This window comes from Sphingomonas albertensis (assembly GCF_014358075.1).
Taxonomy (GTDB): Bacteria; Pseudomonadota; Alphaproteobacteria; order Sphingomonadales; family Sphingomonadaceae; genus Sphingomonas; species Sphingomonas albertensis.
The window spans coordinates 1-26470 of record NZ_JACONT010000030.1 but is presented as its reverse complement, the minus strand read 5'-3'; the positions used below and the strand labels follow the sequence as shown (position 1 = coordinate 26470).

Genomic DNA, 26470 nt, shown 5'->3' with positions numbered 1-26470 from the left:
ATGGCACGGCCCGGATCACTCCCGTCGCTCACGTCCTCGCTGCTGGCCCGCAAGGGCACAGCGCGCCCGGCGATGCGCCAGCAGGATCTCGACGCTCCGGCAGCAGACGTGGTCGACGATCTCGGCTGGAACGACATGGGCGGTCCGCAGCCCCAGGTGCTGGTCGAGCGGGAAGCGCTGAAGGTCGAGATCGAACGGCCGGTCGCACCCGTCTCGAAGGCGACCGTGGCGCGGATCGGGCGCGAGACGTCGGCCAAAACTCGGGGGGCCAAAACCGGGGGGGCAAAGGCCGCCTTCACGCTTCGGCTCGATACCGACCGGCATCTCCGGCTGCGGCTGGCGAGTGCCGTCACCGGCCGTTCGTCACAGCAGCTCGTCACGCAGGCGCTCGACGCCTTTCTGCACACGGTACCGGAGGTGGATGCGCTCGTCGCGCAGCTGCCGCCGGCTACGTCAAAACGTTGAAACAGGGATTATCCCGATGAACACGCGCGCACTTCTCCTCGGCGGCATCTCCGCCCTCCTGCTCGGCGGTACGATGGTCGGCTGCGCGGCCAATGGCGGTGGCATGGCCTCTGCGAGCGACCGCAGCGCTGCGTTGGCGGCCAAGGGCGCCGCGACCAACGCGGGCAAGGCGCAGACCGCGCTCGCCCGGCACGAAGGGCCGGTGGCGATCGGCTATGCGGAGGGCGCAGTCGCGCTGATGCCGCAGTCGGCGGAATACCGCATGCTGCTCGGCCAGAGCTATCTGCAGGGCGGGCGCTTCACGTCGGCCTCGCGCGCGTTCGCGGATACGCTCCAGCTTTCGCCGACCAACGGCAAGGCGGCGCTGAACCTCGCGCTGGCGCAGGTCGCGACGGGCGACTGGCAAGCGGGCCGGCAGACGCTGGCGGCTCACGCGGCGATCATCCCGGCGCCCGATCGTGGGCTGGCCCTGTCGCTGGCGGGGGATACGGCGGGCGGGATCGCGCTGCTGACCGAGGTCGCGCGGTCGCCCGAGACGAATGCGAAGGTCCGACAGAATCTGGCGCTGAGTTTCGCGCTGGCGGGCCGCTGGCAGGAGGCGCGCGTAGTCGCCGCGGCGGACATGGCGCCGGCCGATGTCGACGCACGGCTTGCGCAATGGGCGCTGTTCGCACAGCCGGCGACCGCGTCGGACCAGGTGGCGAGCCTGCTCGGCGTGCGGGCAGTGGCGGACGCCGGCCAGCCGGTCGCGCTGGCGCTGAACGCTCCGGCACCGGTGGTGCCGGTGGTGCCGGGTGTGCCCGAGCAAGCCTTGGCGGCGGTGGAGCCGGTCGCTCCGCAGACCGACGCCGTACCGGTCGAGGTCGCCTCGGCGCCGGCTGCTGGGTTCTCGAAGGTGTCGTTCGGACCGCGGCATGAGGTCGTCCAGTCGCTGCCGACGATGATGCTTCGCCCGGAAAATGGTCCGATCAAGGTTGCGTCCAACCCCGCGTCGACCGGACACGGCATGGCGACCGCCGCGTATGAGGCGAAGGCACCGGCGACCGGCAGCTGGTATGTCCAGCTCGGCGCGTTCGAGAGCGCGGGCGTGGCCAGGGACGCCTGGGGCCGCGCCTCGCGCCGGTTTGCGATGCTGGCTGGGCATTCGCCGAACGGTATGACGTTCAAGGCGAACGGCGAGGACTTTTATCGCCTCTCGGTCGGCGGATTCAGCCGATCGGCGGCGGACACGATGTGTCGCCAGTATCGTGCCAAGGGCGGCACCTGCTTCGTCCGCCAAGGTGCGGGCGACGCGATGGCGCAGTGGTTGCGCAAGCCTGGGATGCAGATGGCGTCGCGGTAAACGGGAGGGCTCGGTAAGAGGGTTGGGTTGCCTCAAGAGCTACAACCACCCCGGCGGAGGCCGGGGCCCAAGTGGGGAACGTCTCTAACTAAGAACTAAGCGCTGCCATCCGTTACACTGGCCTTGCCAATTGGGCCCCGGCCTTCGCCGGGGTGGTGTTGGTGGGGTGTCGCCCGCGCCTCACCGAACCTCGCGGCCACCCTTCCACAACCGCAACACGCGCCCCTGGACCGGCAAGCCATCGAACGGCGTATTCCCCGCCTCGGCCAGAAACTCTTCCCCGACGATCTGCCACGGCGCCTGCTGATCGAACAGCATCAGGTCGGCCGGCTTGCCTGCCTCCAGTGTGCCCGTATCGAGCCCCAAAACCCGCGCCGGGTTCCGCGCCAGCAGCGCGAACAGGCGTTCGAGCGTCAGCAACTCGTCGCGCACCAGCATCAGCGCGAGCGGCAGCAACGTCTCCGCACCGGCCATCCCGCTGCTCGAATCGGTGAACGGCAGTCGCTTCTCCTCCGGCCCGCGCGGCTCGTGTCCCGAACACAGCACGTCGATCGTCCCGTCGGCGATAGCGTCGAGCGCCGCCCGTCGATCGCCCTCGGCACGAAGCGGCGGGGACAGCAGCGCGAACGACCGGAAATCGCTGACCGCGATCTCCGACAGATGCAGATGCGCCGGCGTGATCCCGCAGGTGACCGCGAAGCCGCGACGCTTGGCCGCGCGGATCAGGTCGAAGCCCGCCGCGGTCGTCACCTGGCGGATATGGAGACGCGCGCCGGTATCCTCTGCGAGCATTATGTCGCGCGCGATGGCCAGTGCTTCGGCAACCGCAGGCGAGGCGGGCAGGCCGAGCCGCGTCGCCGTCTCCCCCTCGGTCGCGACGGCACCGGCGGTCAGCCCGCCATCCTCGGCATGCGCGACGACCGTCACGTCCAGGTCGCGCGCATAGGCGAGCACGCGCCGCATCACCCCGCTATCGGCGATCCAGTGTTTGCCCGTCCCGACCGCCTTCGCCCCCGCCGACACGCAGATCGCCATCTCGGCGAGGTCGTGGCCTTCGAGCCCACGCGTGGCGGCAGCGATCGGATGGATCCAGAGGTCGGGCTTGCCGATCAGCGCGGCGCGCTGGACGATGCCGGGGTCGTCGAGCACCGGCGACTGGTCGGGCATGAGACCGATCCGGACGATCCCGCCGGCGCGGAACGCGGCACGGTCGACCTTCGCGATGCCGAGATCGACGATCCCCGGCGCGACGGTCTTGCCGGCGCAGTCGACGACCTCCGCATCGGAGGGAATATCGACGATGCCGGTCGCGACGATCACGCCGTCTCGGATCAGCACATTGCCCTTGGTCACGCCGCCGACCGGGCAGGCGAGCGTCGCGTTCGTCAGTGCGAGAATCATGCCCAACCCTCCACGCCGCGCGCTCTTCGGGTCAGCACGTCGAGGCAGGCCATCCGGACGGCGACCCCCATCTCGACCTGCTCGGTGATCGCCGAGCGCGCGTGATCCGCCACCGCCGAGTCGATCTCGACGCCGCGATTCATCGGGCCGGGGTGCATCACCAGCGCGTCGGGCGCAGCCTTCGCCAACCGGTCGAGCGTCAGCCCGTAGCGCAGCCGATATTCGCGCGTCGACGGCACATAGGCACCGTCCATCCGCTCGTTCTGGAGCCGGAGCATCATCACCACGTCGGCGCCCTCCAAGGCCTTGTCGAAATCGGAAAAGGCGGTGACGCCCATCCGCTCGATCATCGGCGGCATCAGCGTCGACGGCGCGCAGACGCGAACCTCCGCGGCGAGCGCGGTCAGCGCGAGGATGTTCGATCGCGCGACCCGGCTGTGGAGGAGGTCGCCGCAGATCACGACGCGCTGGCCGGCGATCGAGCCTTTGCGCCGCCGGATGGTCAGCGCGTCGAGTAGCGCCTGCGTCGGATGCTCGTGCCGGCCGTCGCCCGCGTTCAATACCGGACAATCGACCTTGTCCGCGATCAGCCGCACCGCACCCGACGACATATGCCGGATGACGATCACGTCCGCGCGCATCGCGTTCAGCGTCATCGCGGTGTCGATCAGCGTCTCGCCCTTCTTAACGCTCGACTGCGCGGCGTGCATGTTGACGACGTCCGCGCCCAGTCGCTTGCCCGCGATCTCGAACGACAACAGCGTCCGCGTCGAGTTCTCGAAGAACGCGTTGATCTGGGTGAGGCCGGCCAAGCGTTTGTCGGGCGTCGCATGCGTCCGGTTCGCGCCGACCCACGTCTCCGCCTCGTCGAGCAGGAACGCGATCTCGTGCGGCTGGAGCCCGTCGATACCGGTGAGATGCCGGTGCGGGAAGACGGCGCCGCCTTCGATGAGGGCGGCGGGGCGGTGATCTGAGGTTCGCATTAAAGCCGCGGGATAGTGGCCGCGGGGGCAGGGGGCAAGGCTCGGATGGGCGCGCGCGTGATCCGGTACAGTGCGCCGCGGTTGCCCGACCATATCCGGTGGAGGCCGCGATCGTTCGGCCAGTCCGCGCGCGGCGTGTCGATCAGCCACACGAAGTCGAACGCCGCCCTCGGCATCGTCGCGAGGGCGCGGGGGAGATCGTACCGCGGGTCGTACCGGCATCCGGCGGGGAACAGCGTCTGGCTGCCGGCATAGACGAAGCCGGTGGCGTCGGGTCGGTGCACCGTCAGTTGCGACGACGGCATGTTCCACACGCCGTTGGCGAACGCGTCGCGGCGGACGATCGCCATCAGTCCGAGATGATCCATCCGGTGACTGCTCCATGCCGATTCGCACGGGAGCGTGACGAGAACGAACACGCGGCTACCACGCGGGATATGGTCGAGCGCGGCGAGCTGTTCCCGTTGCAGCATCGCGGTGCGCGCCCAGCCGATCGTCTGGACCGCCAGCCGCAGCCCGAGAAACGCCAGCGCGGCGATGGCGAGCAGATTGAGGTTACGTTGCGCCATGCTGGTCGGCGACAGCGACAGGATCGCCAGCGCCAGCGCGCAGGGCAGCACGCGCATGTCGGCGAGCGCGGACCCCATGATCATGCCGGGCAAGAGAAGGAACGCCGCGAACACCGCCGCCGCCGCGCAGGCGAGGCGTGGCTCCATGCGGAAACCCAGCCCGCGCAGGCCGAACACGACGAGCGCGTAGAGCAGCACGGCGCTGGCGATATCGAACACGGCGTTCTGATCGCGCAGCACGGCGAGGACGAAGAACAGCTTCAGCGATCCGTCGAACCAGTGCGATATGCCGATCGTCGACGATCCGCCCGGCTGGAGCAGCAGGAGCGCGAGCGGTGCGGCAAGCGGCAGGCAGGCGATGACCGCGCGCCAATAGGGGGCGCCATCGCGTCGCGCGGTCGCGAGTTCGATCGCGAACAGGACGAGGCCGAGCAGCCCCCAGCCGGCGAGATGCGTGATCCAGATCACCAGGCCGATCGGCACGAAGAGCGCGGCGCGTACGATACCGCGATCCGGCCGCAACCCCAGCTGCAACCACAGCGCGATCGCGGGGAACACCAGCGCGAGCGACAGGCTGTAATTGAGGAAGCCGTAGTGGAACGGCATCCCGAACACGAGCGGCAGCGCGAACGGTGCGGTCGGCGGGAGGCGGCCATGCGCCGCGCGTGCGACGAGCAGCATGCCGCCGACGGTCAGCACCGCGGTCGCGATCATGGTGATCTTGGTGACGAGGACGATGCCGAACGCGGGCCCGAACACGGCCGCGATCAGGTCGACGCCCAGATTGCCCGAGAGCTGCCAGTGCGTCGCGAACCACTGGTGCAGATAGGGCGACGTGCCGATCCGTGCGACGATCGTGTAGCGCGCCAGATGGCCGAAGATGTCGGTCAGCGGCGGGATCGCCGGCCACAGCAGCGGGACCGCGAGCAGCAGGCTGACCAGCGCGCTATAGCGGCGCGTGGCCCACCATGGCTTCGGCCTGTCCTGGTCGGTCGCGTGCGGCATGAGCGGCCCATCGCATGCCATCCGGCAAGGGACGGTTAACGGCGTGCTAGATCTGCGCGGTCACCAGCGCGTCGATCGCGCCCTGGAGGATGTAGGCGGCGGCCATCTTGTCGACGAGCTCGGCGCGTTTGGCGCGACTCGCGTCCTGTTCGATCAGCGTGCGCGTGACGGCGACGGTCGACCAGCGTTCGTCCTGGAGCAGGATTGGGAAACCCATATCCTTGAGGTTCTGTGCGAACGCCCGCGTCGATTGCGACCGCGGGCTTTCGCTGCCGTCGAGGTTGATCGGGAGGCCGATGACGAGGCCGACGACCGCCTGCGCCTTGATGATGTCGGCGAGCGCGGCCTTGTCCTTCTGGAATTTCGTGCGGCGGATCAGGAGGGCGGGGCTCGCGAACGACCAGCCGGCGTCGCACAGCGCAGTGCCGATCGTCTTGGTGCCGACATCGAGCCCGATCAGCCGGCCGCCATTGGGGAGCGCGTCGCGGAATTGCGCGGCGGAGAGCGTGATCATTGGAAAGCCTTCAGGCGGCGGTTGGCGTCGGCGCGGATGTTCGCCCAGAACAGGCTGTAGTCGTAGACGTGGTAGTTGTTGCCGGGCAGCACGTACGGCCCAAGGTTCGGACCCTCGCCGATCAGCAGGAAGCCGCGCTCGGCGCAGCGCGCGGGGACGCTGCCGACCGCCATGGTCGCGGTCTTGAGGTCGGCGGACGGGACGAGCGTGCCGAGGTTGGCAATTGCGGGCGCAGCGGCGTCGGCGGTGCCGGTTAGCGGGTTGGTGCAGACGATCGGCGTGCCCTTGCGCGGCTGGCCGTTGAAGCCGGTGGTCTGGTCATAGGTGTCGACGATCAGCGATGGGTCGGCGGGTTCGGCAAAGCTTTCCCACGACAGGATGCAGCCGGTCTGGTCGTCTGTGCGACATTCGGCGAGCCCCATGCGCGGCAGATCGGTGACCCGCGAGACGGGCCAGCCGACGACGTACGCTGCGACGATCCGCGCCTTCAGTTTCGGATCGGTCGCAATGCGATCGCGGAGCAGGCGAGTCAGATGGAGCGCCCCCTGGCTGTGGCCGGCGAGGATGATCGGGCGGGTCGGGCCGGCTTCCTTGAGGAACCGGTCGAACGCAGCGGAGACGTCGCCATACGCCAGTGCCAGCGCGCGTTCGCTGTCGGCCTCGCTGGTGAGGAATGCGCCGAACGTCGCCTGGCGATAGCGCGGTGCCCAGATGTCGCCGGCCTCGTTGAACGCGCTTGCCTGGCCGCGCAGGAACAGTTCGGCGCGCGCGTTGGTCTCGGGATCGTCGATCGGCGCGTTCCAGTGGTCGCGATTGATGTACGAGGTCGGATGGATGAAGAAGATCGCCGCACCCGTGCCGCGTTCGCCGGGCGTGTAGCCGGGCGGCGTCCAGAGCGCGGGATTGCCGGGTGTGTCGGGACGCGCGAGCCACATGATTTTCCGCGCGTAGATGTTGCGCGGAGCTTCGCGTTGCGCCTGGAACGTCTCGCTCGGGACCATGACCGCGCGCATCAACTGCGTGCCGAACAGGCGATAGGCGAGCAGGGCGGCGATCGCGAGAACGATCATCGCGGCGACGAAATAGAGAAACTTGCGGGCCAAGCGGGACCTTCCGTGCAGGCGATCCGGCTCCCGTGCCGCAAGCTGGGGCTGGTTGCAATCGGTGGCAGTCTACGGCGGATCGACATTCTGCGCGCGCGCATCGGTTGTCGCCGTCGCAACTCTTCTCCCCTCCCTGGAAGGGGGGGGCTGGGGGTGGGTAGATCCGCTTGAGCCACCACCATCTGAACGTGGGGAACCCGACCCACCCCCGACCCCCCCCTTCCAGGGAGGGGAGAACAGCTGCGAACGCCTCTATTTCAATCGTCAGCCTGAAGCACCCACGCCAAAGATGTTGCGCGCCCGCCGCGCCGGGTGCTAGCCGCAGCCCATGTCCGTAGATACTGCAACCGTGAAGCGGATCGCGAGCCTTGCGCGCATCGCGATTACCGACGAGGACGCCGCCCGCATGGCGCCGGAACTCGGAAACATCCTTGGCTGGATCGAGATGCTCGAAGAGGTCGACACGACCGGTATCGAGCCGATGACCGCCGTCATCCCCAACACGCTGCGGCTGCGCGACGACGTCGTCAACGCCGACCCGCTGACCGGCGGCGGTATCCGCGAGCAGGTCCTCGCCAACGCGCCCGTGGCCGAACACGGGTTCTTCGCCGTGCCGAAGGTGATCGAATAATGACCGACCTCACAGATCTCGGCATCGCAGGCATCCGCGACGGCGTCCGCGATGGCAGCTTCAAGGCGCGCGAAGTCGCCGACGCGTTCATCGTAAAGGTGAGCCAGGCCAAGGCGTTGAACGCGTTTCTTGTCGAGACGCCCGAACACGCGATCGCCGCCGCCACGGCCGCCGATACCGCGCGCGAAGCCGGCGAGACGCTCAAGCCGCTAGCCGGCGTGCCGATCGGCATGAAGGACCTGTTCTGCACCAAGGGCGTCACGACGACCGCGGCGAGCCACATCCTCGAAGGCTTCACGCCGACCTATGAGTCGACCGTCTCGCAGAATCTGTGGGATGCGGGCGCGGGTATGCTCGGCAAGCTGAACATGGACCAGTTCGCGATGGGCTCGTCGAACGAGACATCCGCGTTCGGCAACGTGATCTCGCCGTGGAAGCGGAACGGCGGCGGCAACGCCTCGCTCGCCCCCGGCGGCTCGTCGGGCGGTTCGTCGTCGGCGGTTGCCGCGCGGCTCTGCCCCGGCGCGACCGGCACCGACACCGGCGGCTCGATCCGCCAGCCCGCCGCCTTCACCGGCATCTCGGGCATCAAGCCGACCTATGGCCGCTGCTCGCGCTGGGGAACGATCGCGTTCGCCTCGTCGCTCGACCAGGCCGGACCGATGGCGCGCGACGTCAAGGATTGCGCGATCCTGCTCGAGGCGATGGCCGGGTTCGACGCCAAGGACGGCACCTCGTTGCAGCTCGACGTGCCGAAATGGGAAGCGGTATTATCCGCCAATCTCAACGGCCTGCGCGTCGGCATTCCCAAGGAATATCGCGTCGACGGTATGCCCGAGGAGATCGAGGCGCTCTGGCAGCAGGGCATCGATTGGCTGAAGGATGCCGGCGCGACGATCGTCGAAGTCTCACTCCCGCACACCAAATACGCGCTGCCGGCATACTACATCATCGCACCCGCCGAAGCGTCGTCGAACCTCGCGCGCTATGACGGCGTGCGCTACGGGATCCGCGACCTGCCGACCGGCGCCGGCTTGCAGGACATGTACGCCGCGACCCGCGCCGACGGCTTCGGCCCCGAGGTGAAGCGCCGTATCATGATCGGCACATACGTGCTGTCGGCCGGCTTCTACGACGCCTATTATACGCAGGCGCAGAAGGTCCGGACGCTGATCGCGCGCGATTTCGAACGGGCTTGGGAGACGTGCGACGTGCTGCTGACGCCGACCGCACCCTCGGCAGCGTTCGGCCTCGGCGAGAAGGTTGATCCGATCTCGATGTATATGAACGACGTCTTCACTGTGCCGTCTTCGCTCGCAGGGCTACCGGCGATGTCGGTGCCGGGTGGCCTCGACAAGCAGGGGCTGCCGCTCGGGCTTCAGATCATCGGCAAGCCGCTCGACGAGCAAGGCGTGCTGAACGCAGGGCTCGCGATCGAACAGCGAGCGGGATTTACCGCGCGACCAGAGGCTTGGTGGTAACATGAGCGACTATCGGATCCAGGGCGAAACCGGCGAGTGGGAGGTCGTGGTCGGCCTTGAGGTGCACGCGCAGGTGACGTCGAACGCCAAGCTCTTCTCGGGCGCGGCGACAGCGTTCGGTGCGGAGCCCAACACGCAGGTGAGCCTGGTCGACGCGGCGATGCCGGGGATGCTGCCGGTGCCGAACCGCGAGTGCATCCGTCAGGCGGTCCGCACCGGCATGGCGATCGAGGCGCAGATCAACAAATGGTCGCGGTTCGATCGGAAGAATTACTTCTACGCCGATCTGCCGCAGGGCTATCAGATCAGCCAGCTCTATCATCCGATCGTCGGCGAAGGCGCGATCGACATCAGCCTCGACGAGAAGAACCCCGATGCTGCGGGCAAGCGAATCGGCGTCGAGCGCATCCATGTCGAGCAGGATGCGGGCAAGCTGATGCACGACCAGCATCCGACCCAGTCCTACGTCGACCTCAACCGGTCGGGCGTCGCGCTGATGGAGATCGTGTCGAAGCCCGATCTGGCATCGCCAGCGGAAACAGGGGCTTACCTGCGCAAGTTGCGATCGATCCTGCGCTATGTCGGCTCGTGCGACGGTAACATGGAAGAGGGCTCGATGCGTGCCGACGTCAACGTCAGCGTGCGGAAGGTCGGCGACGAGTTGGGCACGCGGACCGAGACGAAGAACGTCAATTCGGTGCGCTTCGTGATGGCGGTGGTCGAGCAGGAGGCCAGGCGCCAGGTCGAGGTGCTCGAGGCCGGTGGCAAGATCGTCCAGGAAACGCGGCTCTACGATCCCGACCGCAACGAGACGCGCTCGATGCGGTCGAAGGAAGACGCGCATGATTATCGTTACTTCCCCGATCCCGATCTGTTGCCGCTGGTTCTCGACGACGCGTTCCTCGCCGAGTGCCGCGCGTCGTTGCCGGAACTGCCGGACGCAAAGCGCGCGCGCTACGAGGCGCTCGGGATCGCGCCCTATCAGGCGACCGTTCTGACCGCCGAGGTCGAGGCGGCGCGGTGGTTCGATGCGTTGCTCGACGCGGGTGCGAAGCCGGCGGCGGCGGCGAACTGGACGACGTCGGAGCTGTTCGGGGCATTGAACCGGACCGGCAGGGACATCGAGAACTCGCCGGTTTCGCCCGCTCAGGCGGCGGAGTTGCTAGGGCTGATCGCGGACGGCACGTTGTCGGGCAGCCTCGCCAAGCAGGTGTTCGAGGTGATGCTCGAGACTGGCGACGGCGCGGCGAAGGTGGTCGAGGATCGCGGGTTGAAGCAGACCAGCGATACCGGGGCGATCGAGGCTGTGATCGCCGAGGTCATGGCGGCGAATGCGGACAAGGTTGCCGATTATCGTGGCGGCAAGGACAAGCTGTTCGGGTTCTTCGTGGGTCAGACGATGAAGGCGATGGGGGGGAAGGCCAACCCCGCGGTGGTGAACGAGGTGCTGAAAACGGCGCTTGGGGACTCGGTGGCTCCTTAAGCCGGCGACATCCTTGCTCTCTCCCGCCCCTACCGGTCTCCCGGCTTTGTCCGTTCTCCCGCGAAGGCGGGAGTCCAGGGTAATGAAGCGTAGCGCTGCATGATTCCTGGGCCCCCGCGTTCGCGAGGGAAAAGAAGGAGGGCATCTCCCCAATCGCCACCACCCCGGCGATAGCCGGGGCCCAATTGGGGACGTTGTCAACGGAGGGCATCGCCTCGTTACTGCGGACGTTCCAATTGGGCCCCGGCCTTCGCCGGGGTGGCAGTTGAATGAGGTGGGGTCGGATTGAAAGCGAGGGCGAGGGCTGCGCAGTGGCAGCCTTACGCTTCCACCTTCTGCGGATGATGCGGCACCAGGATCAGCGTGTTCTCCTCCACGCGCCACGACGCCAGCCGCGACAGGAAGTTCATCCCCAGCACGTTGGTATCCCCGAACGCCGGCGACACCACGACCTGCAAGTCGCGCGCGACGATCGCGCCCAGTTTCAACTCCGAGATGTTGCCGGTTTTCGCAGCGATAGACCCATTGGCAGTCTGCAACACGATCGGCACTACACCGACCCGCGCCTCGATCCCCGCCGCGTCCGCCGTCTTCTCCGAAATCGCCGTGATCGTCGCGCCGCTGTCGATCAGCAACCGCTGGCTCACCCCGTCGATCGTCGCCCGCGCCCAGAAATGCCCGTCCGGTGACATGCGGATGCGGACCTCGCCGCCAACTACCTGCTGGTCCTCGATCTTCAGAAACCGCGCGATCTTGCCGACATACGGATCGAACTGGCGCCGCTGGTCGATCGCGACGAACAGCAAACCGACGAGCACGAGCGTCATGGCGATATTCACGAGCGTCCGCACGATCGGAATGCGCTGCGCGACGACGAGCACAAAGACGGCGATGCCGAGTGCGACATAAAGCGTGTGCGGTTGGCTGGGGTTGGGCAGCGTGAAGATCGACGGGTCCTGAAATAGAGGTAAACGCAGTATCTTAGCGTAGTCGCGGCAACCTGTATCGGTGCTGACCGGCGTTCGGCCGAACGGAGCTCGAAAAAGGACCGATCCGAAACCGGCCGGATTGCCGTCCCCACGGATTGCGCGTGTCCGTCGAACGCGCTTCACTGTGACCCGGGGGCGGCAGATGGCGATCAGATGGACAATGATGGTCGCGATCCTGACGCTCGTCATTGGTCAGGCGTCGCCCGCACCGAGCCAGTCCAGCGGCGAGCGCCGGCTTGCGGCGATGACGCCGGCGCAATTTCAGGCCCGAGCGACGCTTCGTGACGACGCTCTGGACACGGTCGCGACGATCGCCACCGCGAACGGATTCGTCGAGCGAAGGCCGCTGGTGGGGACCGCGCTCGACGACGTTTTTCTTCGAGCTTTCATCGACAAGACGACGGGGCGGGCCACGTATCAGGCCTATGTCAGGATACGGTATCGCGACTATGGTTGGGCGAACTGGAATACAGCCAATTATGCAACGCCTGCCGGGCCGCGTACGATAGCAACGCAACGGATCGCGCGCGTCAGGGCATCATGCCCGAGGGGCTACGCATGCTTGCGATCTGAGACCATCGGCTTTGCGATCGGCGCGCCCCTGTTGAGGGCCAACGCCAAACTGTACGTCGGCGATGGAACGACGTCATGGTCATTCAAGATCTTGGCGCAAAACGGCGGCGAACGGTCGTTCCTGCTCTCGGCGGCGGAAATAGCCGGCCTGTTGATGGCGGTCGACGCCTATCGCACCGACCGCCATTTGCCGTCCTCTTAACGATTATTGCGCGTCGTCGTCCTGGTTCTTGACGACCCCACCGGTGCCGCCGACGCCGTCCGGCAGACCAGTGTCCGTGAACGTCTCGGGCTCGTCGCCGCCTTCGCCGCGCTCGACCGCGTCGGAGCGTGACTCCACCGCCTGTTCGATATCGCTGCGGGGATCCTCGTCACGATCCTCGGGCAGCGTTTCGGGGTTCGTGCCGGAATGCGGTCCGGCCATGCTCACAACTCGGGCTGCACGGGTGCCGGGTCGTTCGACGGCGTGCCCGGAGCAGGCACGTCGATATCCGGTGCGGGCGGGTTGAACTCGGGCGGCGGGGCAGTCGGCTCGACGGGCGGCGTCGGGGTCGGGAATTCTGCCGGGGGTTGGGTAGCCATGATGTCTCTCCTTCTAAATGCTCAACGCCCGTAATCAGCGGGAGTTGCCTATGTGCTTGCCCCCGCATGCATCGTTGGTATAGACGCGCCCGCTACGGCGATGTCCTGTGCGGGCGTGGCGGAACTGGTAGACGCGCTTGGTTTAGGTCCAAGTATCGCAAGATGTGGGGGTTCGAGTCCCTTCGCCCGCACCAGCCCGCCGCGCAGGCGAGGCGACCGCCCGACGAATTATCCCGAATGCTCTTATAACAAAGGCCGGACATGCAGACTGTCGAGACGTTGAACGAGGGCCTCAAGCGCGCCTTTACGCTCACCATCACCGCGAAGGATATCGATGCCAAGGTCGATGTCGAGCTCAAGCGCCTCGCGCCGCAGATGAAGATGCCGGGCTTCCGTCCGGGCAAGGTGCCGGCGAACCTCATCCGCAAGATGCACGGCCCGGCGCTGACCCAGGACGCGCTGAACGCGGCGATCCAGGAGGGCGTCCAGACGCTCGTCGCCGAGAAGCAGCTTCGCCCGGCGATGCAGCCTTCGGTCGAGCTCGAAGACGGCTATGACATCGGCAAGGACGCCGTGGTCAAGGTCGAGATGGAGGTCCTCCCGCAGGTTCCCGCACCCGCGATCGACGGCATCAAGCTCGAGCGCCTGACCGTGCCCGTCGCCGACGACGCGGTCACCGAGCAGCTCCAGAAGTTCGCCGACCAGCAGAAGAAGTGGGACGACGCAGCCGACGGTTACGTCGCGGCGATGGGCGATCTCGTCACTGTCGATTTCGTCGGCAAGACCGCCGACGGCGTCGCGTTCGAGGGCGGCACCGGCACCGACATGGGCGTCGAGCTGGGCGCGGGTCGTCTCATCCCGGGCTTCGAGGATCAGCTCGTCGGCGTGAAGACCGGCGACGACAAGGTCCTGAACGTGACCTTCCCCGAGGAGTATCAGGAGAAGTCGCTCGCGGGTCAGCCGGCGACGTTCGACATCACCGTCAAGTCGGTGAAGACCGCGGGCGAGAGCAAGATCGACGAGGATCTGGCGAAGTCGCTGGGTCTCGAGAGCCTCGAGCAGCTCACGGGTTTGCTCAAGGGTCAGATCGAGCAGGAGCATAACGGTCTCACGCGCACGCACATGAAGCGCAAGCTGCTCGACCAGCTCGCCGAGGGTCACGACTTTGAAGTGCCGCCGTCGATGGTCGAGGCCGAGTTCAATCAGATCTGGTCGCAGCTCCAGCACGAAGCCACGCACGAGGCCGATCCCGAGGCTGCGATGGCCGAGATGGAAGGCGAGCGCGACGATTACCGCAAGATCGCCGAGCGTCGCGTGCGCCTGGGCCTGCTCCTGTCCGAGATCGGCCAGGCGAACGGCGTCGAGGTTTCGAACCAGGAAATGCAGCGTCTGCTGGCACAGGCTGCGCAGCAGTATCCCGCCGAGCAGCGCCAGCAGTTCATGCAGTACGTCCAGCAGGAGCCGATGGCGGCCGCCCAGCTGCGCGCGCCGCTGTACGAGGACAAGGTCGTCGACTTCCTGTTCGAGAAGGCCGAGATCACCGACCGCGAAGCTACGCGCGAGGAGCTTGAGGCGGCGATCGAGAGCGAAGACGGGTTCGCCAGCGGCACGCACACGCACGATCACGACAACCACAAGCCGAAGAAGAAGGCAGCCGCCAAGAAGAAGGCGGCACCTGCCGACGACGCCGCTGCTTCGGATCAGGCCGTGACGGAAGAGGTGCCTGCTTCGGACGCCGCGGAAGACGCCAAGCCCGCCAAGAAGGCACCTGCCAAGAAGAAGGCTGCTCCTGTTGAAGCAGAGACGGCCGTGACGGAATCGTCGCCGGTCGCTGCCGAGAACGCAGAGGGCACCGAAGCGGCCGACGCACCGGCGAAGAAGCCGGCCGCGAAGAAGCCAGCTGCCAAGAAGGCGGCGACCAAGACCGAGGCGTAACACCTTCCCGTCCCCCCGGACCTGGTTCGGGGTGACGGGTCGCACTGTATGACCCGTAAAAGGGGCACTTCCTCGGCGGAGGCCGGGGTCCAGTTAGAAAGGTAGCTGTAACGAGCCGCAACGCTCCGTTATGGGCCTTTCCCAACTGGGCTCCGGCCTTCGCCGGGGAAGTGCGTTTTGGGATGGTGCGTTGACTGACGTTTCGACCGCTGCTCGATCTCCGATGTCGTCTTTCAACTTCGTAGGGCAGGGCATGACCGAACCGAGAATCGCCGTCCTGCTCCCGTGCTACAACGAGGAAGCCGCGATCGCGCAGACGATCGCAGGGTTCCGCGCCGCGCTGCCGGGCGCCACCATCTACGTCTACGACAACAACAGCGCAGACCGCACCACCGAGGTTGCGCGCGCCGCCGGTGCCGTGGTCAGAACCGAGCGCATCCAGGGCAAGGGCGCGGTCGTCCGCCGCATGTTCGCCGACATCGACGCCGACATCTACGTCATGGCCGACGGGGACGCGACCTACGACGCCGCTTCCGCCCCGAATCTGGTAAAGCGGGTCCTCGACGAACAGCTCGACATGGTCGTCGGCTCACGCATCAGCCAGGTCCAGGAATCCTATCGTCGCGGCCACCGCTTCGGCAACGCGCTACTCACCGGCATGCTCGCCCGCCTGTTCGGCCGCAGCTTCACCGACATCCTCTCGGGCTACCGCGTGTTCTCACGCCGGTTCGTGAAGAGCTTCCCGTCGCTGTCCGCCGGGTTCGAGATCGAGACCGAGATCAGCGTCCACGCGCTGGAACTCAAGATGCCGATCGGCGAGGTCGAGACGCCCTATTATGCGCGCCCCGAAGGCTCCGAATCGAAGCTCAGCACCTATGGAGACGGCTGGCGTATCCTCCGCACGATCATGACGCTCTACCGCATCGAACGGCCGCTCTGGTTCTTCGGCGCGATCGGCAGCGTGTTCGGACTGCTCGCGCTGATCCTCGGCATCCCGCTGGTGTTGACCTATATCGAGATCCACCAGGTCCCGCGCTTCCCGACCGCGATCCTGATCACCGGGCTGGGCATCTTCGCAGCGCTCAACGTCTTCACGGGGTTGATCCTCGATACGGTAGTAAGAGGCCGCCGCGAAGTCCGCCGCCTCGCGTACCTAGCCTACCCCGCACCGGGCATCTGACTCCCTCGCCCCACCGGGGAGAGGGAAGGAGGAGCCACTCGGCGACGGGAGGGTGAGGGGAGGTTGGCGGATCCCAACCGCCCCTCACCCTCCCACCTGCAAGCGCGTGCGGGCCCTTCCCTTTCCCCGGAGGGGCGAGGGGAAGCTGTCCTCGCGGCAAGGTGCGAAGGGCTTGAACTCCCCTCCCGGACCGCCGATGTTAGCGGTTCACTGGGGCATAAGAGAGATTTCCATGCACAATCCGTTCGAGACCGGCGATTTCGCGAGCCCGTTGGCCAGCGCCGGGCTCGGCCTGCAGCAGACGCAAGCAGGCCTGGTTCCCATCGTCATCGAGCAGTCGAACCGCGGCGAGCGTTCGTTCGACATCTTCTCGCGCCTGCTCCGCGAGCGCATCATCTTCGTGACCGGCGGCGTCGAGGACGGCATGGCCTCGCTGATCACCGCACAGCTGCTCTTCCTCGAGTCCGAGAACCCGAAGAAAGACATCTTCATGTACATCAACTCGCCGGGCGGTGTCGTCACGGCGGGCATGGCGATCCACGACACGATGCGGTACATCCGTCCGCGCGTCGGCACCGTCTGCATCGGCCAGGCCGCGTCGATGGGCAGCTTCCTGCTCGCGAGCGGCGAGCCCGGCATGCGCGTCGCGATGACCAATGCACGGATCATGATCCATCAGCCATCGGGTGGTGCACAGGGCATGGCCAGCGACATCGAGATCCAGGCCCGCGAGATCCTGCGCATCCGCAAGCGCATGAATGAGCTGTATTCGCAGTATACCGGCCAGCCGATCGAAGAGATCGAGCGCCGGATGGACCGCGATACGTTCCTCGAAGCGAACGAGGCGAAGGATTTCGGTCTGATCGACGAGGTGTTCGACAAGCGTCCGGCGGTATCCGAGGATGCCCCGAAGCCTGCCTGATACCCGCTTGAACGAGACGGGCATGGGGTGAATCGTAAACCCCGCCGGTTTATTTGATTGTAGGAACTCCGGGGTGCGTTACGGTAGCGGCCCCGGAAACGGCACGTGCACCGACATGCGCGAGAGGTGATTGAATGACGAAGCTGAGCGGTGGCGACTCGAAGAGCACCCTCTATTGCTCGTTCTGCGGGAAGTCGCAGCACGAGGTCCGCAAGTTGATCGCCGGGCCGACGGTCTTCATCTGCGACGAGTGCGTCGAGCTATGCAACGACATCATCCGTGAGGAGACGAAGTCCGCGCTGGTGTCCAAGAAGGACGGCGGCGTGCCGACTCCGCAGGAGATCTGCGACGTCCTCGACGATTACGTGATCGGCCAGAAGCGCGCCAAGCGCGTCCTGTCGGTTGCGGTGCACAATCACTACAAGCGGCTCAACCACGGCGCCAAGGGTGCCGATGTCGAGCTGTCCAAGTCGAACATCCTGCTCGTCGGGCCGACCGGTTGCGGCAAGACTCTGCTCGCGCAGACGCTTGCCCGCATCCTCGACGTGCCGTTCACGATGGCCGATGCGACGACGCTGACCGAGGCGGGTTATGTCGGCGAGGACGTCGAGAACATCATCCTCAAGCTGCTTCAGGCGTCCGACTACAACGTCGAGCGGGCGCAGCGCGGGATCGTCTACATCGACGAGATCGACAAGATTTCGCGCAAGGCCGAGAACCCCTCGATCACGCGCGACGTGTCGGGCGAGGGCGTGCAGCAGGCGTTGCTCAAGTTGATGGAAGGCACCACCGCATCGGTGCCGCCGCAGGGTGGCCGTAAGCATCCGCAGCAGGAATTCCTGCAGGTGGATACGACCAACATCTTGTTCATCTGCGGCGGTGCGTTCTCCGGTCTTGAGAAGATCATCGGCGATCGCCTCCAGGGCAAGTCGATCGGTTTCGGTGCGTATGTCGCCGGGCCGGACGAGCGCAAGACCGGCGAGACGTTGAAGTCGGTCGAGCCGGAGGATCTGTTGAAGTTCGGGCTTATCCCCGAGTTCGTTGGTCGCTTGCCGGTGATCGCGACGCTTGAGGATCTCGATGTCGACGCGCTGGTGAAGATCCTGAAGGAGCCGAAGAACGCGCTGGTCAAGCAGTACCAGAAGCTGTTCGAGATGGAGGACGTCGCGCTCGGTTTCACCGACGACGCGCTGGTCTCGGTCGCCAAAAAGGGCATCGAACGCAAGACCGGCGCGCGCGGGCTTCGCTCGATCCTGGAGAGCATCCTGCTCGATACGATGTTCGACCTGCCCGGCATGGACGGCGTCGACGAGGTGATGATCGACAAGGACGTGATCGAAGGCCGCAAGGAACCGATCCGCGTCTATGCCGAGAAGAAGAAGACCGGCGATGCTGCTTAAAGCGGAACTGGTTTGAGATACGGGAGAGGGCGTCGAGCGATCGGCGCCCTTTTTTTGTTTGGGGCAGAGCGCGGGCTGCTCTTCTGACTGTTCCCCCGCGAAGGCGGGGGTCCAGGGTACCAGGCCGTAGCGGTCGTGACTCCTGGACCCCCGCTTTCGCGGGGGAACGACAGGATGTGACCTGACCCAGAGAGAACGGGCGATATGCCCCGTCTTCACCCACTACACCATTGGCGTTCCTTCTATCTTAGGGGACATTGTAGGGTTCCCGGCGACGAGGTCGGGGCCCGCGTGCGGCCGGCGCCGCCACTACGGTCCTCAGGTCAAAAGCCGAGCCCGCTCCAAGTCCTTTGGACGTCCGAACAGCCTGAGCATCTCGGCTAATTCCGCCCGGTCAGGCACGTAAGCGACGCGTCCGTCCAACGGGAGAGATACGCGCGTCCGAGGCAGCACCTCCGTCCACTCTGCGCCTTTCGCAACATGAAACCCCGCCATGATCTCGACGACCAAAGGCGGCATCTCCCACCGCGCGAACAGCGTCGACCGGAAGAGCGCGCTCGCGCCATCCTCGATGGGCACGACCCCGAGCTGGTCCATCGCCCGCTGGGCATCTGCCACGCTCATGAGCACATCGACATCGCCGACCTCGATCGGTACCACCCCGTGAAGCGCCACCGCCGCGCTGGAAATGATCCACCACGGGTCTCGAGCATCCCGCATCGCATCGACGGTCATGACGAGCGTTTCGCGGAGATCGGAAGCCAGCATCGGTGCAACCTACCCGATCCTGACCGCCCCGCAATCGCCCCGACTCGGACCCTTATCGGCCCTCGCGCATTCGTTATCCAAGTGGAACGAGGGAGCATGCATGACGATCGAAGTGGCCGACCGACCGAACGAACACGTTGTGGAGACGATGCCGGACCGGCTGGCACTGCCGATCTGGACGCTGATCGCGCCGGGCCTGGGGCTACTCGCCGTCCTTGTCGGCCTTGCCAAGATGGGCACGCTCGGCACCGCCGCCGCCGTGATCGTGCTGATCGGTAGCGTGCTAGCCGCGGTCCACCACGCCGAAGTGATCGCGCACAAGGTCGGTGAGCCATTCGGGACGCTCGTCCTCGCGATCGCGGTCACCGTGATCGAGGTTTCGCTGATCGTCTCGCTGATGCTCTCCAACGCCAGCGACGCTACCACGCTCGCGCGCGACACGGTGTTCGCGGCGATCATGATCATCCTCAACTTCATCATCGGCATCTGCCTGCTCGCGGGGGCGGTGCGGCATCATGAGCAGCGCTTCACGCTGAAGGGCATGACCGCGGCGCTCGGCGTGCTCGCGGCGATGGCGGCGCTGTCGCTGATCCTGCCGAACTATACGTCGTCGACACAGGGCCCGACCTACGCGTCGTCGCAGTTGATCTTCGTCGCAGTCGTATCGCTGATCCTCTACGGCACCTTCGTGCTGGTGCAGACGGTACGCCACCGCGATTATTTTCTGCCGTCGACCGACGACAAGGACGATCACGCCGCGCCGCCATCGGGTCGCGCGACGGGCATCGCCTTCGCCGCGCTGCTGGTGGCGTTGGTGTCGGTGGTGCTGCTTGCGAAAACGCTGTCGCCAACGATCGAGGCCGCGGTGCTCGGTGCCGGCCTGCCGCTGACCGTGGTCGGCGTGGTGATCGCCGCGCTGGTGCTCGCACCCGAGAGCCTGGCCGCGTACAAGTCGGCGCGGCGCAACCGGTTGCAGACCAGCCTCAACCTCGCGCTCGGCTCCGCGCTGGCGACGATCGGTCTGACGATCCCGAGCGTCGCGATCGTGTCGCTGGTGCTCGACCTGCCACTCGCGCTTGGCATCGACGCGAAGAGCATGACGCTGTTGGCGCTGTCGCTGTTCGTCGCGACGCTGTCACTCGGCACCGGGCGGACGACGGTGTTGCAGGGCGTCGTCCACCTCGTGATTTTCGCCGCCTATCTGTTCACGACGGTGGTGCCTTAAGCTCAGGGACCTTGCGTAGACAGGTAGGCGATGACGTCGGCGCGGTCCTTTGGATCGGGGAGGCCCGCGAACGCCATCGTCGTGCCGGGCACCATCTTGCGCGGGTTGGTGAGCCAGGCATCCATGCGCTTGGCGTCCCAGTTGCCGCCGAGTGCTTTCAGCCCGGCGGTGTAGGAGAAGCGGGGGCGTCGCTCACCGATCGGATTGCCCATGACCGCGTAGAGGTTCGGACCGTCGGTATCGCCCGCGTATTGCCCGATCGTGTGGCAGGCGGTGCAGCGACGAAAGACGCGTTCGCCGTTGGCGATCTGGCTGGTCGTGCCGGCGTCGGGGCTCGGACCGCAGCCTGCGAGCGCCAGTGCCAGCAGGGGCCACTGCGGCAGGGTCATCGCTTTTGGCGTGCAGCCAAGGCGAGACCGGCGGGGATCTGCACGACGGCGTAGAGGCGACGGCGGCCGGGCCGGTCGACGAAGGGCTTCACAAGTTTCTCGGTCCCGAGCGCATCGTCCTTCCAGAGATCGACGTGGCGGCGGGGTTGGAGGAGCCCCATCAACCCGTCGCCGACCATGAAGATCGCCGCCATCTCCGCCGCGCGCGACCCCCAAGGTCCGTACTCCTGCGAACGCAGGAGCCCAGGGTCACGTAGGGCGACATCTGTGATTCCTGGGGCCTCGCTTTCGCGAGGGAACGGTGGAGAGGTCACTGGGGCTTGGCCTTCGCAGCTTGCGCGGCCTTCCAGGCGGCGACGTCTTCCAGTGCGACACTCCGACGCAGGACCAGCGCATCCGGATCGATCACGACATGCGCGCCCGCCGGGACCGACAAGCTCGCATTCCCGCCAGTCATCGGCAAAGTCCGCGTCTTCCCATCGATCTGCACCTGCACCGGCAGTGGGAACGGGCCGTTGCCCGGCACTTTCCAAGCCAAACCCAGCGTATTTCCCGTCCGCGTCTCCACTAGCTCGGGCAGCGCCGCCTGCCGGAGATACACGTCGAAGAACCACGCATAGTCCTTCCCCGTCACTTTCCGGACGAGCGCCTCATATTCCTTCGTCGACCCGAACCGAGGCGCGAAATTGCCCGGCTTCGGATCCGCGCGTCCATATACCGCCAGCCGCGTGACGTCGAAGAACGCCTTGTCGCCGATCAGCGCCCGCAGCGTGTGGAGCATCCACGAGCCCTTATAGTAGATGTCCTGCCCTGCGCCGCCCTCGTCGAGTTCGTACACCTCCTCCTCGGTGGTGACGCGCTGCTGCGTGATCGGCTTGAGGTTCATGATCGAGGTGCGTTCGCCCTGCATCATCGCCGCATAGCGCGCGCGCCCCTCGCGCCACTGGCCGTAGAGCGGCTGCATGTACGTGCCATAGCCCTCGTGCAGCCAGTAATCGTCCCAGTTGGCGGCGGTCAGCTGGTTGCCGAACCACTCATGCGCGAACTCGTGCTGGAACAGCCAGTCGAACCCCTCGGGCGCCTTCGCGTATTCGTTGCCGTACGCGTTGATCGTCTGGTGCTCCATGCCCTTGTGCGGCGTCTCGACCACGCCGAGCTTCTCGTCGCCGAACGGGTAGGGGCCGATCATGCTCTCGAAGAAATCGAGCGTCGGCGCGAATTCGGCGAACAGCTTTTCCGCCTGCGCCTTCTCGCCCGGCAGATACCAGTAATACATCGGGATGCTGTTGCCGAAGCGGCTCTTGTACGCGCCGCTGATCTCCTCATACGGCCCGACGTTCAGCGCGATCCCGTAGGTGTTGGGATGTTTGGCACGCCAGTTCCACGTCGTCCGGCCGTCCGCCAGCGTATCGACACCGAGCAGCACGCCGTTGGAGGGCGCCTTCAGCCCCTTCGGCACGGTGATGTGCAGCGTCACCAGCGCGGGCTCGCCGGTCGGGAAATCGAGGCACGGCCAGAACAGGTCGCAGCCATAGCCCTCCGCGGTCGTCGCGAACCAGGTGCGGCCGTCGGGCGTCTTCGACCAGACCATGCCGTCGTCCCACGGCGCCTTCACCGCGACGTGCGGCGTGCCACCATAGGTGATCTCCGCGGTGACCTTGCCGCCCGCCGCGACCGGCTTGGGCAGCGTGATCGTCAACCGCCCCTCGAGATTGCTCCACGCCGAGGGCGCGAGCGGTACGCCGTCGATCCCTATCGCGCTGACCGGCAGATTGCGGTCGAGGTCGATCGGCAGGCGGGCGAGGGGGGCCTTCGCGGTGAAGACCAAAGTCGCCACGCCGTTCAGGCTCTCCGTCTCGGGCAGCACTTCGAACGCGAGGTCGGCGCTGTCGAACCGGAGCGCGGTCTGCTCGGGCGTAAGCACTCCGCCGGACCGCTGCGTCTGCGCGGTGATCGCCGGTTCGCCCTTCTTCGGGAGCGGTGCAGCGGCGAGAAGCGCGGTGGCGCTGGCGGCGAGGAGGAGACGGGAGATCATACCGCGTTCTCGCGCCTGGGAGGCCCGCATACAAGTGCGATCCGGCCTCTTCGGTTCTCCTGCGAATGCAGGAGCCCAGGATCACAATTACCGCAGCTTGCTACCCTGGACTCCTGCGTTCGCAGGAGAGCGGTTGGGCTGGGGTGCCGTGCGAAAACCCGTAACAACCGCCAACCAATTGATGGACGCTTCATCCTCACCATATAAGCTACAGATTATGCCCCCATGCAGGCACCCACCGGAGCGTTCATGACCCAGTACCCCGTCCTTCCCCTTCGCGACATCGTCGTGTTCCCGCACATGATCGTGCCGCTGTTCGTCGGCCGCGATAAGTCCGTTGCCGCGCTCGAGGCGGCGATGGCGGCGGACAAGGAGATTTATCTCGTAGCGCAGGTGGATCCCGCCGAAGACGATCCGTCGCGCGACGACCTGTATTCGATGGGCGTCACCGCGACCGTCTTGCAGTTGCTGAAGCTCCCGGACGGAACCGTCCGCGTGCTCGTCGAGGGCAAGCAGCGCGCAACGCTGGAGACGCTGGACGAGTCGGGCGAGTTCCTGACCGCAACGGTTGAGACGGTCGCCGATGCCGAAGTCGAGGGCCCCGAGGTCACCGCATTGATGCGCTCGGTCGTCGATCAGTTCGAAAACTACGCCAAGCTCAATCGTAAGCTGTCGTCCGAGACGTCGGTTCAGTTGTCTGAGATCGTTGAGGCGGCAAAACTGTCTGATGCGGTAATCGCCAACGTGCAGATTAAGGTGGCCGAGAAGCAGGCCCTGCTGATGCAGACCGACCCTGTGAAGCGCCTAGAAATGGCGATGGTCGCGATGGAAGGCGAGTTGGGCGTCCTGCAGGTCGAGAAGAAGATCAAGAGCCGCGTCAAGCGCCAGATGGAGAAGACGCAGCGCGAATACTATCTGAATGAGCAGTTGAAGGCGATCCAGCGCGAACTCGGCAACGAGGACGGCGAGGGCGAAGGCGACGAGATCGCCGAGCTGACGCAGAAGATCGCGACGCTCAAGATGAGCAAGGAGGCGCGCGGCAAGGCGACGTCGGAGCTCAAGAAGCTCAAGACGATGGCGCCGATGAGCGCCGAGGCAACCGTGGTGCGCAATTATCTCGACGTGCTGCTCGGGCTCCCCTGGGGCAAGAAGTCGAAGATCAAGAAGGATATCGCCGCCGCGCAGGTGACGCTGGACGAGGATCATTACGCGCTCGAGAAGGTCAAGGACCGGATCGTCGAGTATCTTGCCGTGCAGGCGCGCACCAACAAGCTCAAGGGGCCGATCCTGTGCCTCGTCGGCCCTCCGGGTGTCGGCAAGACCTCGCTCGGCAAGTCGATTGCCAAGGCGACCGGGCGCGAGTTCATCCGCCAGTCGCTCGGCGGCGTGCGCGACGAAGCCGAGATCCGCGGGCATCGTCGTACCTATATCGGCTCGCTGCCGGGCAAGATCGTGACGAACCTCAAAAAGGCCGGCACGTCGAACCCGCTGTTCCTGCTCGACGAGATCGACAAGCTCGGCCAGGATTTCCGCGGCGATCCGGCATCGGCGCTGCTCGAGGTGCTCGATCCGGAGCAGAACGGCAAGTTCCAGGATCATTATCTGGAGGTCGATATCGACCTGTCGGACGTAATGTTCGTCTGCACGGCCAACTCGCTCAACCTGCCGCAGGCGCTGCTCGACCGCATGGAGATCATCCGTCTGGAGGGCTATACCGAGGACGAGAAGGTCGAGATCGCCGAGCGCCATCTGGTCGAGAAGCAGATCGAGGCGCACGGCCTGAAGCCGGGTGAGTTCACGCTGACGCAGGAGGGGCTTCGTACGCTCATCCAGCAATACACGCGAGAGGCCGGCGTGCGTACGCTGGAGCGCGAGATCGCCAAGCTGTGCCGCAAGGCGCTGCGCCAGATTCTCGAGAACAAGACGACCAGCGTCACGATCACGCCCGAGAACATCGGCGAGTATGCCGGTGTGCAGAAGTACCGCCACGGGCTCGGCGAGACCGAGAACCAGATCGGTGCGGTCACCGGGCTCGCCTGGACCGAAGTCGGCGGCGAGCTTCTGACGATCGAGAGCGTGACGGTTGCGGGCAAGGGGCAGGCCAAGCTCACCGGCAAACTCGGCGACGTGATGAAGGAGTCGATCGAGACCGCGTTCAGCTTCGTCAAGGCGCGCGCGCCGAGCTACGGGATCAAGCCGAGCCTGTTCGCGCGGAAGGATATTCACATCCATCTGCCCGAGGGTGCCGTGCCGAAGGACGGTCCGTCGGCGGGTATCGGCATGGTCACGTCGATCGTCTCGACGCTGACCGGCGTCCCGATCCGGCGCGAGGTGGCGATGACCGGCGAGGTGACGCTACGCGGCCGCGTGCTGCCGATCGGTGGCCTCAAGGAGAAGCTGCTCGCGGCGCTGCGGGGCGGGATCGAGACGGTGCTGATCCCGGCCGAGAACGAGAAGGACCTCGTGGAGATTCCGGCGAACATCAAGGCGGGGCTGAAGATCATCCCCGTCAAGCATGTCGACGAGGTGCTCCGTCTGGCGCTCACCGAGCCGCTCGAAGCGATCGAGTGGACCGATGCCGACGAGCTGGCGGCCCTGCCACCGGCACCGATTGCGCCGGTCGGGGGTGGCCTTCACCACTGATCCATGTTTGGATCGTAAGCGATAACGCGGCGGTTTCGTTTGACAGCAGACGGAGCCGCCGCATTATTGCGCGCTGAGTGCGGCTGCGAGTCCATCGCAGGCGATTCGAGTTTTTCCGGGGGACTATATGAACAAGCAGGAGCTGATCGCTACGGTTGCGGATACGTCTGGGCTCGTAAAGGCCGACGCAACCAAGGCGGTCGAGGCGGTGTTCGACGCGATCGAGGCATCGTTGAAGAAGGGCGACGAAGTTCGCCTGGTCGGTTTCGGCACGTTCTCGATCTCGAAGCGCAAGGCGTCGACCGGCCGCAATCCCCGCACCGGCGAGCCGATGACGATCAAGGCCTCGACCCAACCCAAGTTCAAAGCCGGCAAGGGCCTGAAGGACGCAGTCAACTAACAAGCCCTCAATCCTCCCCGGCAGGGGGAGGTGGCACCGAAGGCGTCGGAGGGGGAGGACACGGAACCTACGTGATCACTTACCGCCCCCTTCGACTTGCAAGCGCCAGCCACCTCCCCCTGGCGGGGGAGGATCGAAAGGCTAGCCACTTAAGGGCTGGACAGGCAGGCGCGCCCTGCCTAAAGGCCCGCTTCCGAACGAGTTTCGGGCGCGTAGCTCAGCGGTAGAGCACACCCTTCACACGGGTGGGGTCACAGGTTCAATCCCTGTCGCGCCCACCAGATTTACGCCGGTTCCTTCGCACGAAGGGGCCGGCGTTTCTGTTTCTGGCCATGGCGTCACCCTTCGTCCTTTGCTCCGAGGAAGGCGCTCCTTCTTCCCCCCTCCCTGAAAGGGAGGGGCTGGGGGTGGGTCGGCTTCCGTATCGGCGGACGGTTGCGGCACAAGCGGGC

General features: G+C 66.0%; 25 protein-coding genes and 2 tRNA genes. 15 read left to right on the top strand and 12 right to left on the bottom strand.

Going from position 1 to position 26470, the window contains the following annotated elements; all coding sequences use genetic code 11:
• Together H8S47_RS13455 and H8S47_RS13450 are read left to right on the top strand one after the other, a co-directional pair.
• The gene (locus tag H8S47_RS13455; protein ID WP_187504355.1) at positions 1-465 is read left to right on the top strand and encodes a hypothetical protein; all 465 of its coding nucleotides are present in this window, start codon (positions 1-3) and stop codon (positions 463-465) included.
• Between the two features lie 16 nt (positions 466-481).
• On the top strand, positions 482-1807 hold the full coding sequence (locus H8S47_RS13450; protein WP_187504354.1) for an SPOR domain-containing protein: 1326 nt from the start codon (positions 482-484) through the stop codon (positions 1805-1807).
• A gap of 180 nt (positions 1808-1987) precedes the next feature.
• On the opposite strand, the gene H8S47_RS13445 is transcribed toward H8S47_RS13450, so the two are convergent.
• The 5 genes from H8S47_RS13445 to H8S47_RS13425 are packed head-to-tail and all read right to left on the bottom strand — an operon-like array spanning position 1988 to position 7382.
• Positions 1988-3208, bottom strand: a complete 1221-nt coding sequence (locus H8S47_RS13445; RefSeq protein ID WP_187504353.1) for a dihydroorotase — start codon at positions 3206-3208, stop codon at positions 1988-1990.
• Positions 3205-4191, bottom strand: a complete 987-nt coding sequence (locus H8S47_RS13440; RefSeq protein WP_187504352.1) for an aspartate carbamoyltransferase catalytic subunit — start codon at positions 4189-4191, stop codon at positions 3205-3207. The genes H8S47_RS13445 and H8S47_RS13440 overlap by 4 nt, the downstream gene beginning before the upstream one ends.
• Entirely contained in the window at positions 4191-5765 is a 1575-nt protein-coding gene (locus H8S47_RS13435) for a hypothetical protein (RefSeq protein WP_187504351.1), read from the bottom strand. The genes H8S47_RS13440 and H8S47_RS13435 overlap by 1 nt, the downstream gene beginning before the upstream one ends.
• 46 nt (positions 5766-5811) lie before the next feature.
• Positions 5812-6279, bottom strand: a complete 468-nt coding sequence (ruvX, locus tag H8S47_RS13430; RefSeq protein WP_187504350.1) for a Holliday junction resolvase RuvX — start codon at positions 6277-6279, stop codon at positions 5812-5814.
• Positions 6276-7382, bottom strand: coding sequence for a DUF3089 domain-containing protein (locus tag H8S47_RS13425; protein WP_187504349.1), 1107 nt, complete (start codon positions 7380-7382; stop codon positions 6276-6278). The genes ruvX and H8S47_RS13425 overlap by 4 nt, the downstream gene beginning before the upstream one ends.
• A gap of 328 nt (positions 7383-7710) precedes the next feature.
• Between H8S47_RS13425 and gatC the strand changes: the two genes are divergently transcribed.
• The 3 genes from gatC to gatB are packed head-to-tail and all read left to right on the top strand — an operon-like array spanning position 7711 to position 10977.
• Positions 7711-8013 (top strand): Asp-tRNA(Asn)/Glu-tRNA(Gln) amidotransferase subunit GatC, encoded by a 303-nt coding sequence (gene gatC, locus H8S47_RS13420; protein WP_056048145.1) that lies wholly within the window; start codon positions 7711-7713, stop codon positions 8011-8013.
• Positions 8013-9494 (top strand): Asp-tRNA(Asn)/Glu-tRNA(Gln) amidotransferase subunit GatA, encoded by a 1482-nt coding sequence (gene gatA / locus H8S47_RS13415; RefSeq protein ID WP_187504348.1) that lies wholly within the window; start codon positions 8013-8015, stop codon positions 9492-9494. Before gatC ends, gatA begins: the two co-directional genes overlap by 1 nt.
• Before the next feature lies 1 nt (position 9495).
• Entirely contained in the window at positions 9496-10977 is a 1482-nt protein-coding gene (gene gatB, locus H8S47_RS13410; protein ID WP_187504347.1) for an Asp-tRNA(Asn)/Glu-tRNA(Gln) amidotransferase subunit GatB, read from the top strand.
• A 320-nt stretch (positions 10978-11297) separates the two neighbouring features.
• Here the strand turns inward: gatB and H8S47_RS18900 are convergent, their stop codons facing one another.
• Positions 11298-11858 carry a retropepsin-like aspartic protease family protein gene (locus tag H8S47_RS18900; RefSeq protein WP_328805545.1) on the bottom strand — a complete coding sequence of 187 codons (561 nt, stop codon included), beginning with the start codon at positions 11856-11858 and terminating at the stop codon, positions 11298-11300.
• Between the two features lie 268 nt (positions 11859-12126).
• On the opposite strand from H8S47_RS18900, the gene H8S47_RS13400 reads away from it, so the two are divergent.
• Positions 12127-12741: a hypothetical protein gene (locus tag H8S47_RS13400; RefSeq protein WP_187504345.1), complete on the top strand. Its 615-nt coding sequence runs from the start codon at positions 12127-12129 to the stop codon at positions 12739-12741.
• 3 nt (positions 12742-12744) lie between these two features.
• Here H8S47_RS13400 and H8S47_RS13395 read toward each other — a convergent pair whose 3' ends face one another.
• A complete protein-coding gene (locus H8S47_RS13395) occupies positions 12745-12963 on the bottom strand; it encodes a hypothetical protein (RefSeq protein WP_187504344.1) in 219 nt (72 codons plus the stop codon).
• A 2-nt stretch (positions 12964-12965) separates the two neighbouring features.
• A complete protein-coding gene (locus H8S47_RS13390; RefSeq protein WP_187504343.1) occupies positions 12966-13121 on the bottom strand; it encodes a hypothetical protein in 156 nt (51 codons plus the stop codon).
• Positions 13122-13230: 109 nt separating this feature from the next.
• On the opposite strand from H8S47_RS13390, the gene H8S47_RS13385 reads away from it, so the two are divergent.
• The 5 genes from H8S47_RS13385 to clpX all read left to right on the top strand — a co-directional run bounded on the left by H8S47_RS13385 (position 13231) and on the right by clpX (position 18558).
• A tRNA-Leu gene (locus tag H8S47_RS13385) sits at positions 13231-13315 on the top strand.
• A gap of 67 nt (positions 13316-13382) precedes the next feature.
• Positions 13383-15056, top strand: a complete 1674-nt coding sequence (tig, locus tag H8S47_RS13380; protein WP_187504342.1) for a trigger factor — start codon at positions 13383-13385, stop codon at positions 15054-15056.
• A 253-nt stretch (positions 15057-15309) separates the two neighbouring features.
• On the top strand, positions 15310-16236 hold the full coding sequence (locus tag H8S47_RS13375; protein ID WP_187504341.1) for a glycosyltransferase family 2 protein: 927 nt from the start codon (positions 15310-15312) through the stop codon (positions 16234-16236).
• A 232-nt stretch (positions 16237-16468) separates the two neighbouring features.
• Complete coding sequence (locus H8S47_RS13370) at positions 16469-17158, top strand: ATP-dependent Clp protease proteolytic subunit (protein WP_056048165.1); 690 nt, start codon at positions 16469-16471, stop codon at positions 17156-17158.
• 134 nt (positions 17159-17292) lie between these two features.
• Positions 17293-18558, top strand: coding sequence for an ATP-dependent Clp protease ATP-binding subunit ClpX (gene clpX / locus H8S47_RS13365; RefSeq protein WP_056048170.1), 1266 nt, complete (start codon positions 17293-17295; stop codon positions 18556-18558).
• Between the two features lie 318 nt (positions 18559-18876).
• Here the strand turns inward: clpX and H8S47_RS13360 are convergent, their stop codons facing one another.
• Entirely contained in the window at positions 18877-19293 is a 417-nt protein-coding gene (locus H8S47_RS13360; protein ID WP_187504340.1) for a hypothetical protein, read from the bottom strand.
• A 133-nt stretch (positions 19294-19426) separates the two neighbouring features.
• Between H8S47_RS13360 and H8S47_RS13355 the strand changes: the two genes are divergently transcribed.
• Positions 19427-20551: a calcium:cation antiporter gene (locus H8S47_RS13355; protein WP_214655081.1), complete on the top strand. Its 1125-nt coding sequence runs from the start codon at positions 19427-19429 to the stop codon at positions 20549-20551.
• A 2-nt stretch (positions 20552-20553) separates the two neighbouring features.
• On the opposite strand, the gene H8S47_RS13350 is transcribed toward H8S47_RS13355, so the two are convergent.
• The 3 genes from H8S47_RS13350 to H8S47_RS13340 form a co-directional block, all read right to left on the bottom strand.
• Positions 20554-20940, bottom strand: coding sequence for a c-type cytochrome (locus H8S47_RS13350; protein ID WP_187504339.1), 387 nt, complete (start codon positions 20938-20940; stop codon positions 20554-20556).
• Positions 20937-21134, bottom strand: a complete 198-nt coding sequence (locus tag H8S47_RS13345) for a hypothetical protein (protein WP_187504338.1) — start codon at positions 21132-21134, stop codon at positions 20937-20939. Before H8S47_RS13345 ends, H8S47_RS13350 begins: the two co-directional genes overlap by 4 nt.
• Before the next feature lie 116 nt (positions 21135-21250).
• A complete protein-coding gene (locus H8S47_RS13340; protein ID WP_187504337.1) occupies positions 21251-22975 on the bottom strand; it encodes a M1 family metallopeptidase in 1725 nt (574 codons plus the stop codon).
• Between the two features lie 249 nt (positions 22976-23224).
• Between H8S47_RS13340 and lon the strand changes: the two genes are divergently transcribed.
• The 3 genes from lon to H8S47_RS13325 all read left to right on the top strand — a co-directional run bounded on the left by lon (position 23225) and on the right by H8S47_RS13325 (position 26299).
• The gene (gene lon, locus H8S47_RS13335) at positions 23225-25618 is read left to right on the top strand and encodes an endopeptidase La (RefSeq protein WP_187504336.1); all 2394 of its coding nucleotides are present in this window, start codon (positions 23225-23227) and stop codon (positions 25616-25618) included.
• 103 nt (positions 25619-25721) lie between these two features.
• Positions 25722-26018 (top strand): HU family DNA-binding protein, encoded by a 297-nt coding sequence (locus H8S47_RS13330; RefSeq protein WP_328805547.1) that lies wholly within the window; start codon positions 25722-25724, stop codon positions 26016-26018.
• 206 nt (positions 26019-26224) lie between these two features.
• A tRNA-Val gene (locus tag H8S47_RS13325) sits at positions 26225-26299 on the top strand.
• The last annotated feature ends 171 nt before the right edge of the window (positions 26300-26470 follow it).

Excerpts from the sequence above, each read along its gene's own strand:
- gatB (WP_187504347.1), top strand. The coding sequence starts at position 9,496 with ATGAGCGACTATCGGATCCAGGGCGAAACCGGCGAGTGGGAGGTCGTG.
- ruvX (WP_187504350.1), bottom strand. The coding sequence starts at position 6,279 with ATGATCACGCTCTCCGCCGCGCAATTCCGCGACGCGCTCCCCAATGGC.
- H8S47_RS13450 (WP_187504354.1), top strand. The coding sequence starts at position 482 with ATGAACACGCGCGCACTTCTCCTCGGCGGCATCTCCGCCCTCCTGCTC.
- H8S47_RS13345 (WP_187504338.1), bottom strand. The coding sequence starts at position 21,134 with ATGGCGGCGATCTTCATGGTCGGCGACGGGTTGATGGGGCTCCTCCAA.
- gatA (WP_187504348.1), top strand. The coding sequence starts at position 8,013 with ATGACCGACCTCACAGATCTCGGCATCGCAGGCATCCGCGACGGCGTC.
- H8S47_RS13370 (WP_056048165.1), top strand. The coding sequence starts at position 16,469 with ATGCACAATCCGTTCGAGACCGGCGATTTCGCGAGCCCGTTGGCCAGC.
- H8S47_RS13440 (WP_187504352.1), bottom strand. The coding sequence starts at position 4,191 with ATGCGAACCTCAGATCACCGCCCCGCCGCCCTCATCGAAGGCGGCGCC.
- H8S47_RS13340 (WP_187504337.1), bottom strand. The coding sequence starts at position 22,975 with ATGATCTCCCGTCTCCTCCTCGCCGCCAGCGCCACCGCGCTTCTCGCC.
- clpX (WP_056048170.1), top strand. The coding sequence starts at position 17,293 with ATGACGAAGCTGAGCGGTGGCGACTCGAAGAGCACCCTCTATTGCTCG.
- H8S47_RS13400 (WP_187504345.1), top strand. The coding sequence starts at position 12,127 with ATGATGGTCGCGATCCTGACGCTCGTCATTGGTCAGGCGTCGCCCGCA.
- gatC (WP_056048145.1), top strand. The coding sequence starts at position 7,711 with ATGTCCGTAGATACTGCAACCGTGAAGCGGATCGCGAGCCTTGCGCGC.
- tig (WP_187504342.1), top strand. The coding sequence starts at position 13,383 with ATGCAGACTGTCGAGACGTTGAACGAGGGCCTCAAGCGCGCCTTTACG.
- H8S47_RS13360 (WP_187504340.1), bottom strand. The coding sequence starts at position 19,293 with ATGACCGTCGATGCGATGCGGGATGCTCGAGACCCGTGGTGGATCATT.
- H8S47_RS13435 (WP_187504351.1), bottom strand. The coding sequence starts at position 5,765 with ATGCCGCACGCGACCGACCAGGACAGGCCGAAGCCATGGTGGGCCACG.
- H8S47_RS13455 (WP_187504355.1), top strand. The coding sequence starts at position 1 with ATGGCACGGCCCGGATCACTCCCGTCGCTCACGTCCTCGCTGCTGGCC.
- H8S47_RS13375 (WP_187504341.1), top strand. The coding sequence starts at position 15,310 with ATGACCGAACCGAGAATCGCCGTCCTGCTCCCGTGCTACAACGAGGAA.
- H8S47_RS13350 (WP_187504339.1), bottom strand. The coding sequence starts at position 20,940 with ATGACCCTGCCGCAGTGGCCCCTGCTGGCACTGGCGCTCGCAGGCTGC.
- lon (WP_187504336.1), top strand. The coding sequence starts at position 23,225 with ATGACCCAGTACCCCGTCCTTCCCCTTCGCGACATCGTCGTGTTCCCG.
- H8S47_RS13390 (WP_187504343.1), bottom strand. The coding sequence starts at position 13,121 with ATGGCTACCCAACCCCCGGCAGAATTCCCGACCCCGACGCCGCCCGTC.
- H8S47_RS13445 (WP_187504353.1), bottom strand. The coding sequence starts at position 3,208 with ATGATTCTCGCACTGACGAACGCGACGCTCGCCTGCCCGGTCGGCGGC.
- H8S47_RS13355 (WP_214655081.1), top strand. The coding sequence starts at position 19,427 with ATGACGATCGAAGTGGCCGACCGACCGAACGAACACGTTGTGGAGACG.
- H8S47_RS13395 (WP_187504344.1), bottom strand. The coding sequence starts at position 12,963 with ATGGCCGGACCGCATTCCGGCACGAACCCCGAAACGCTGCCCGAGGAT.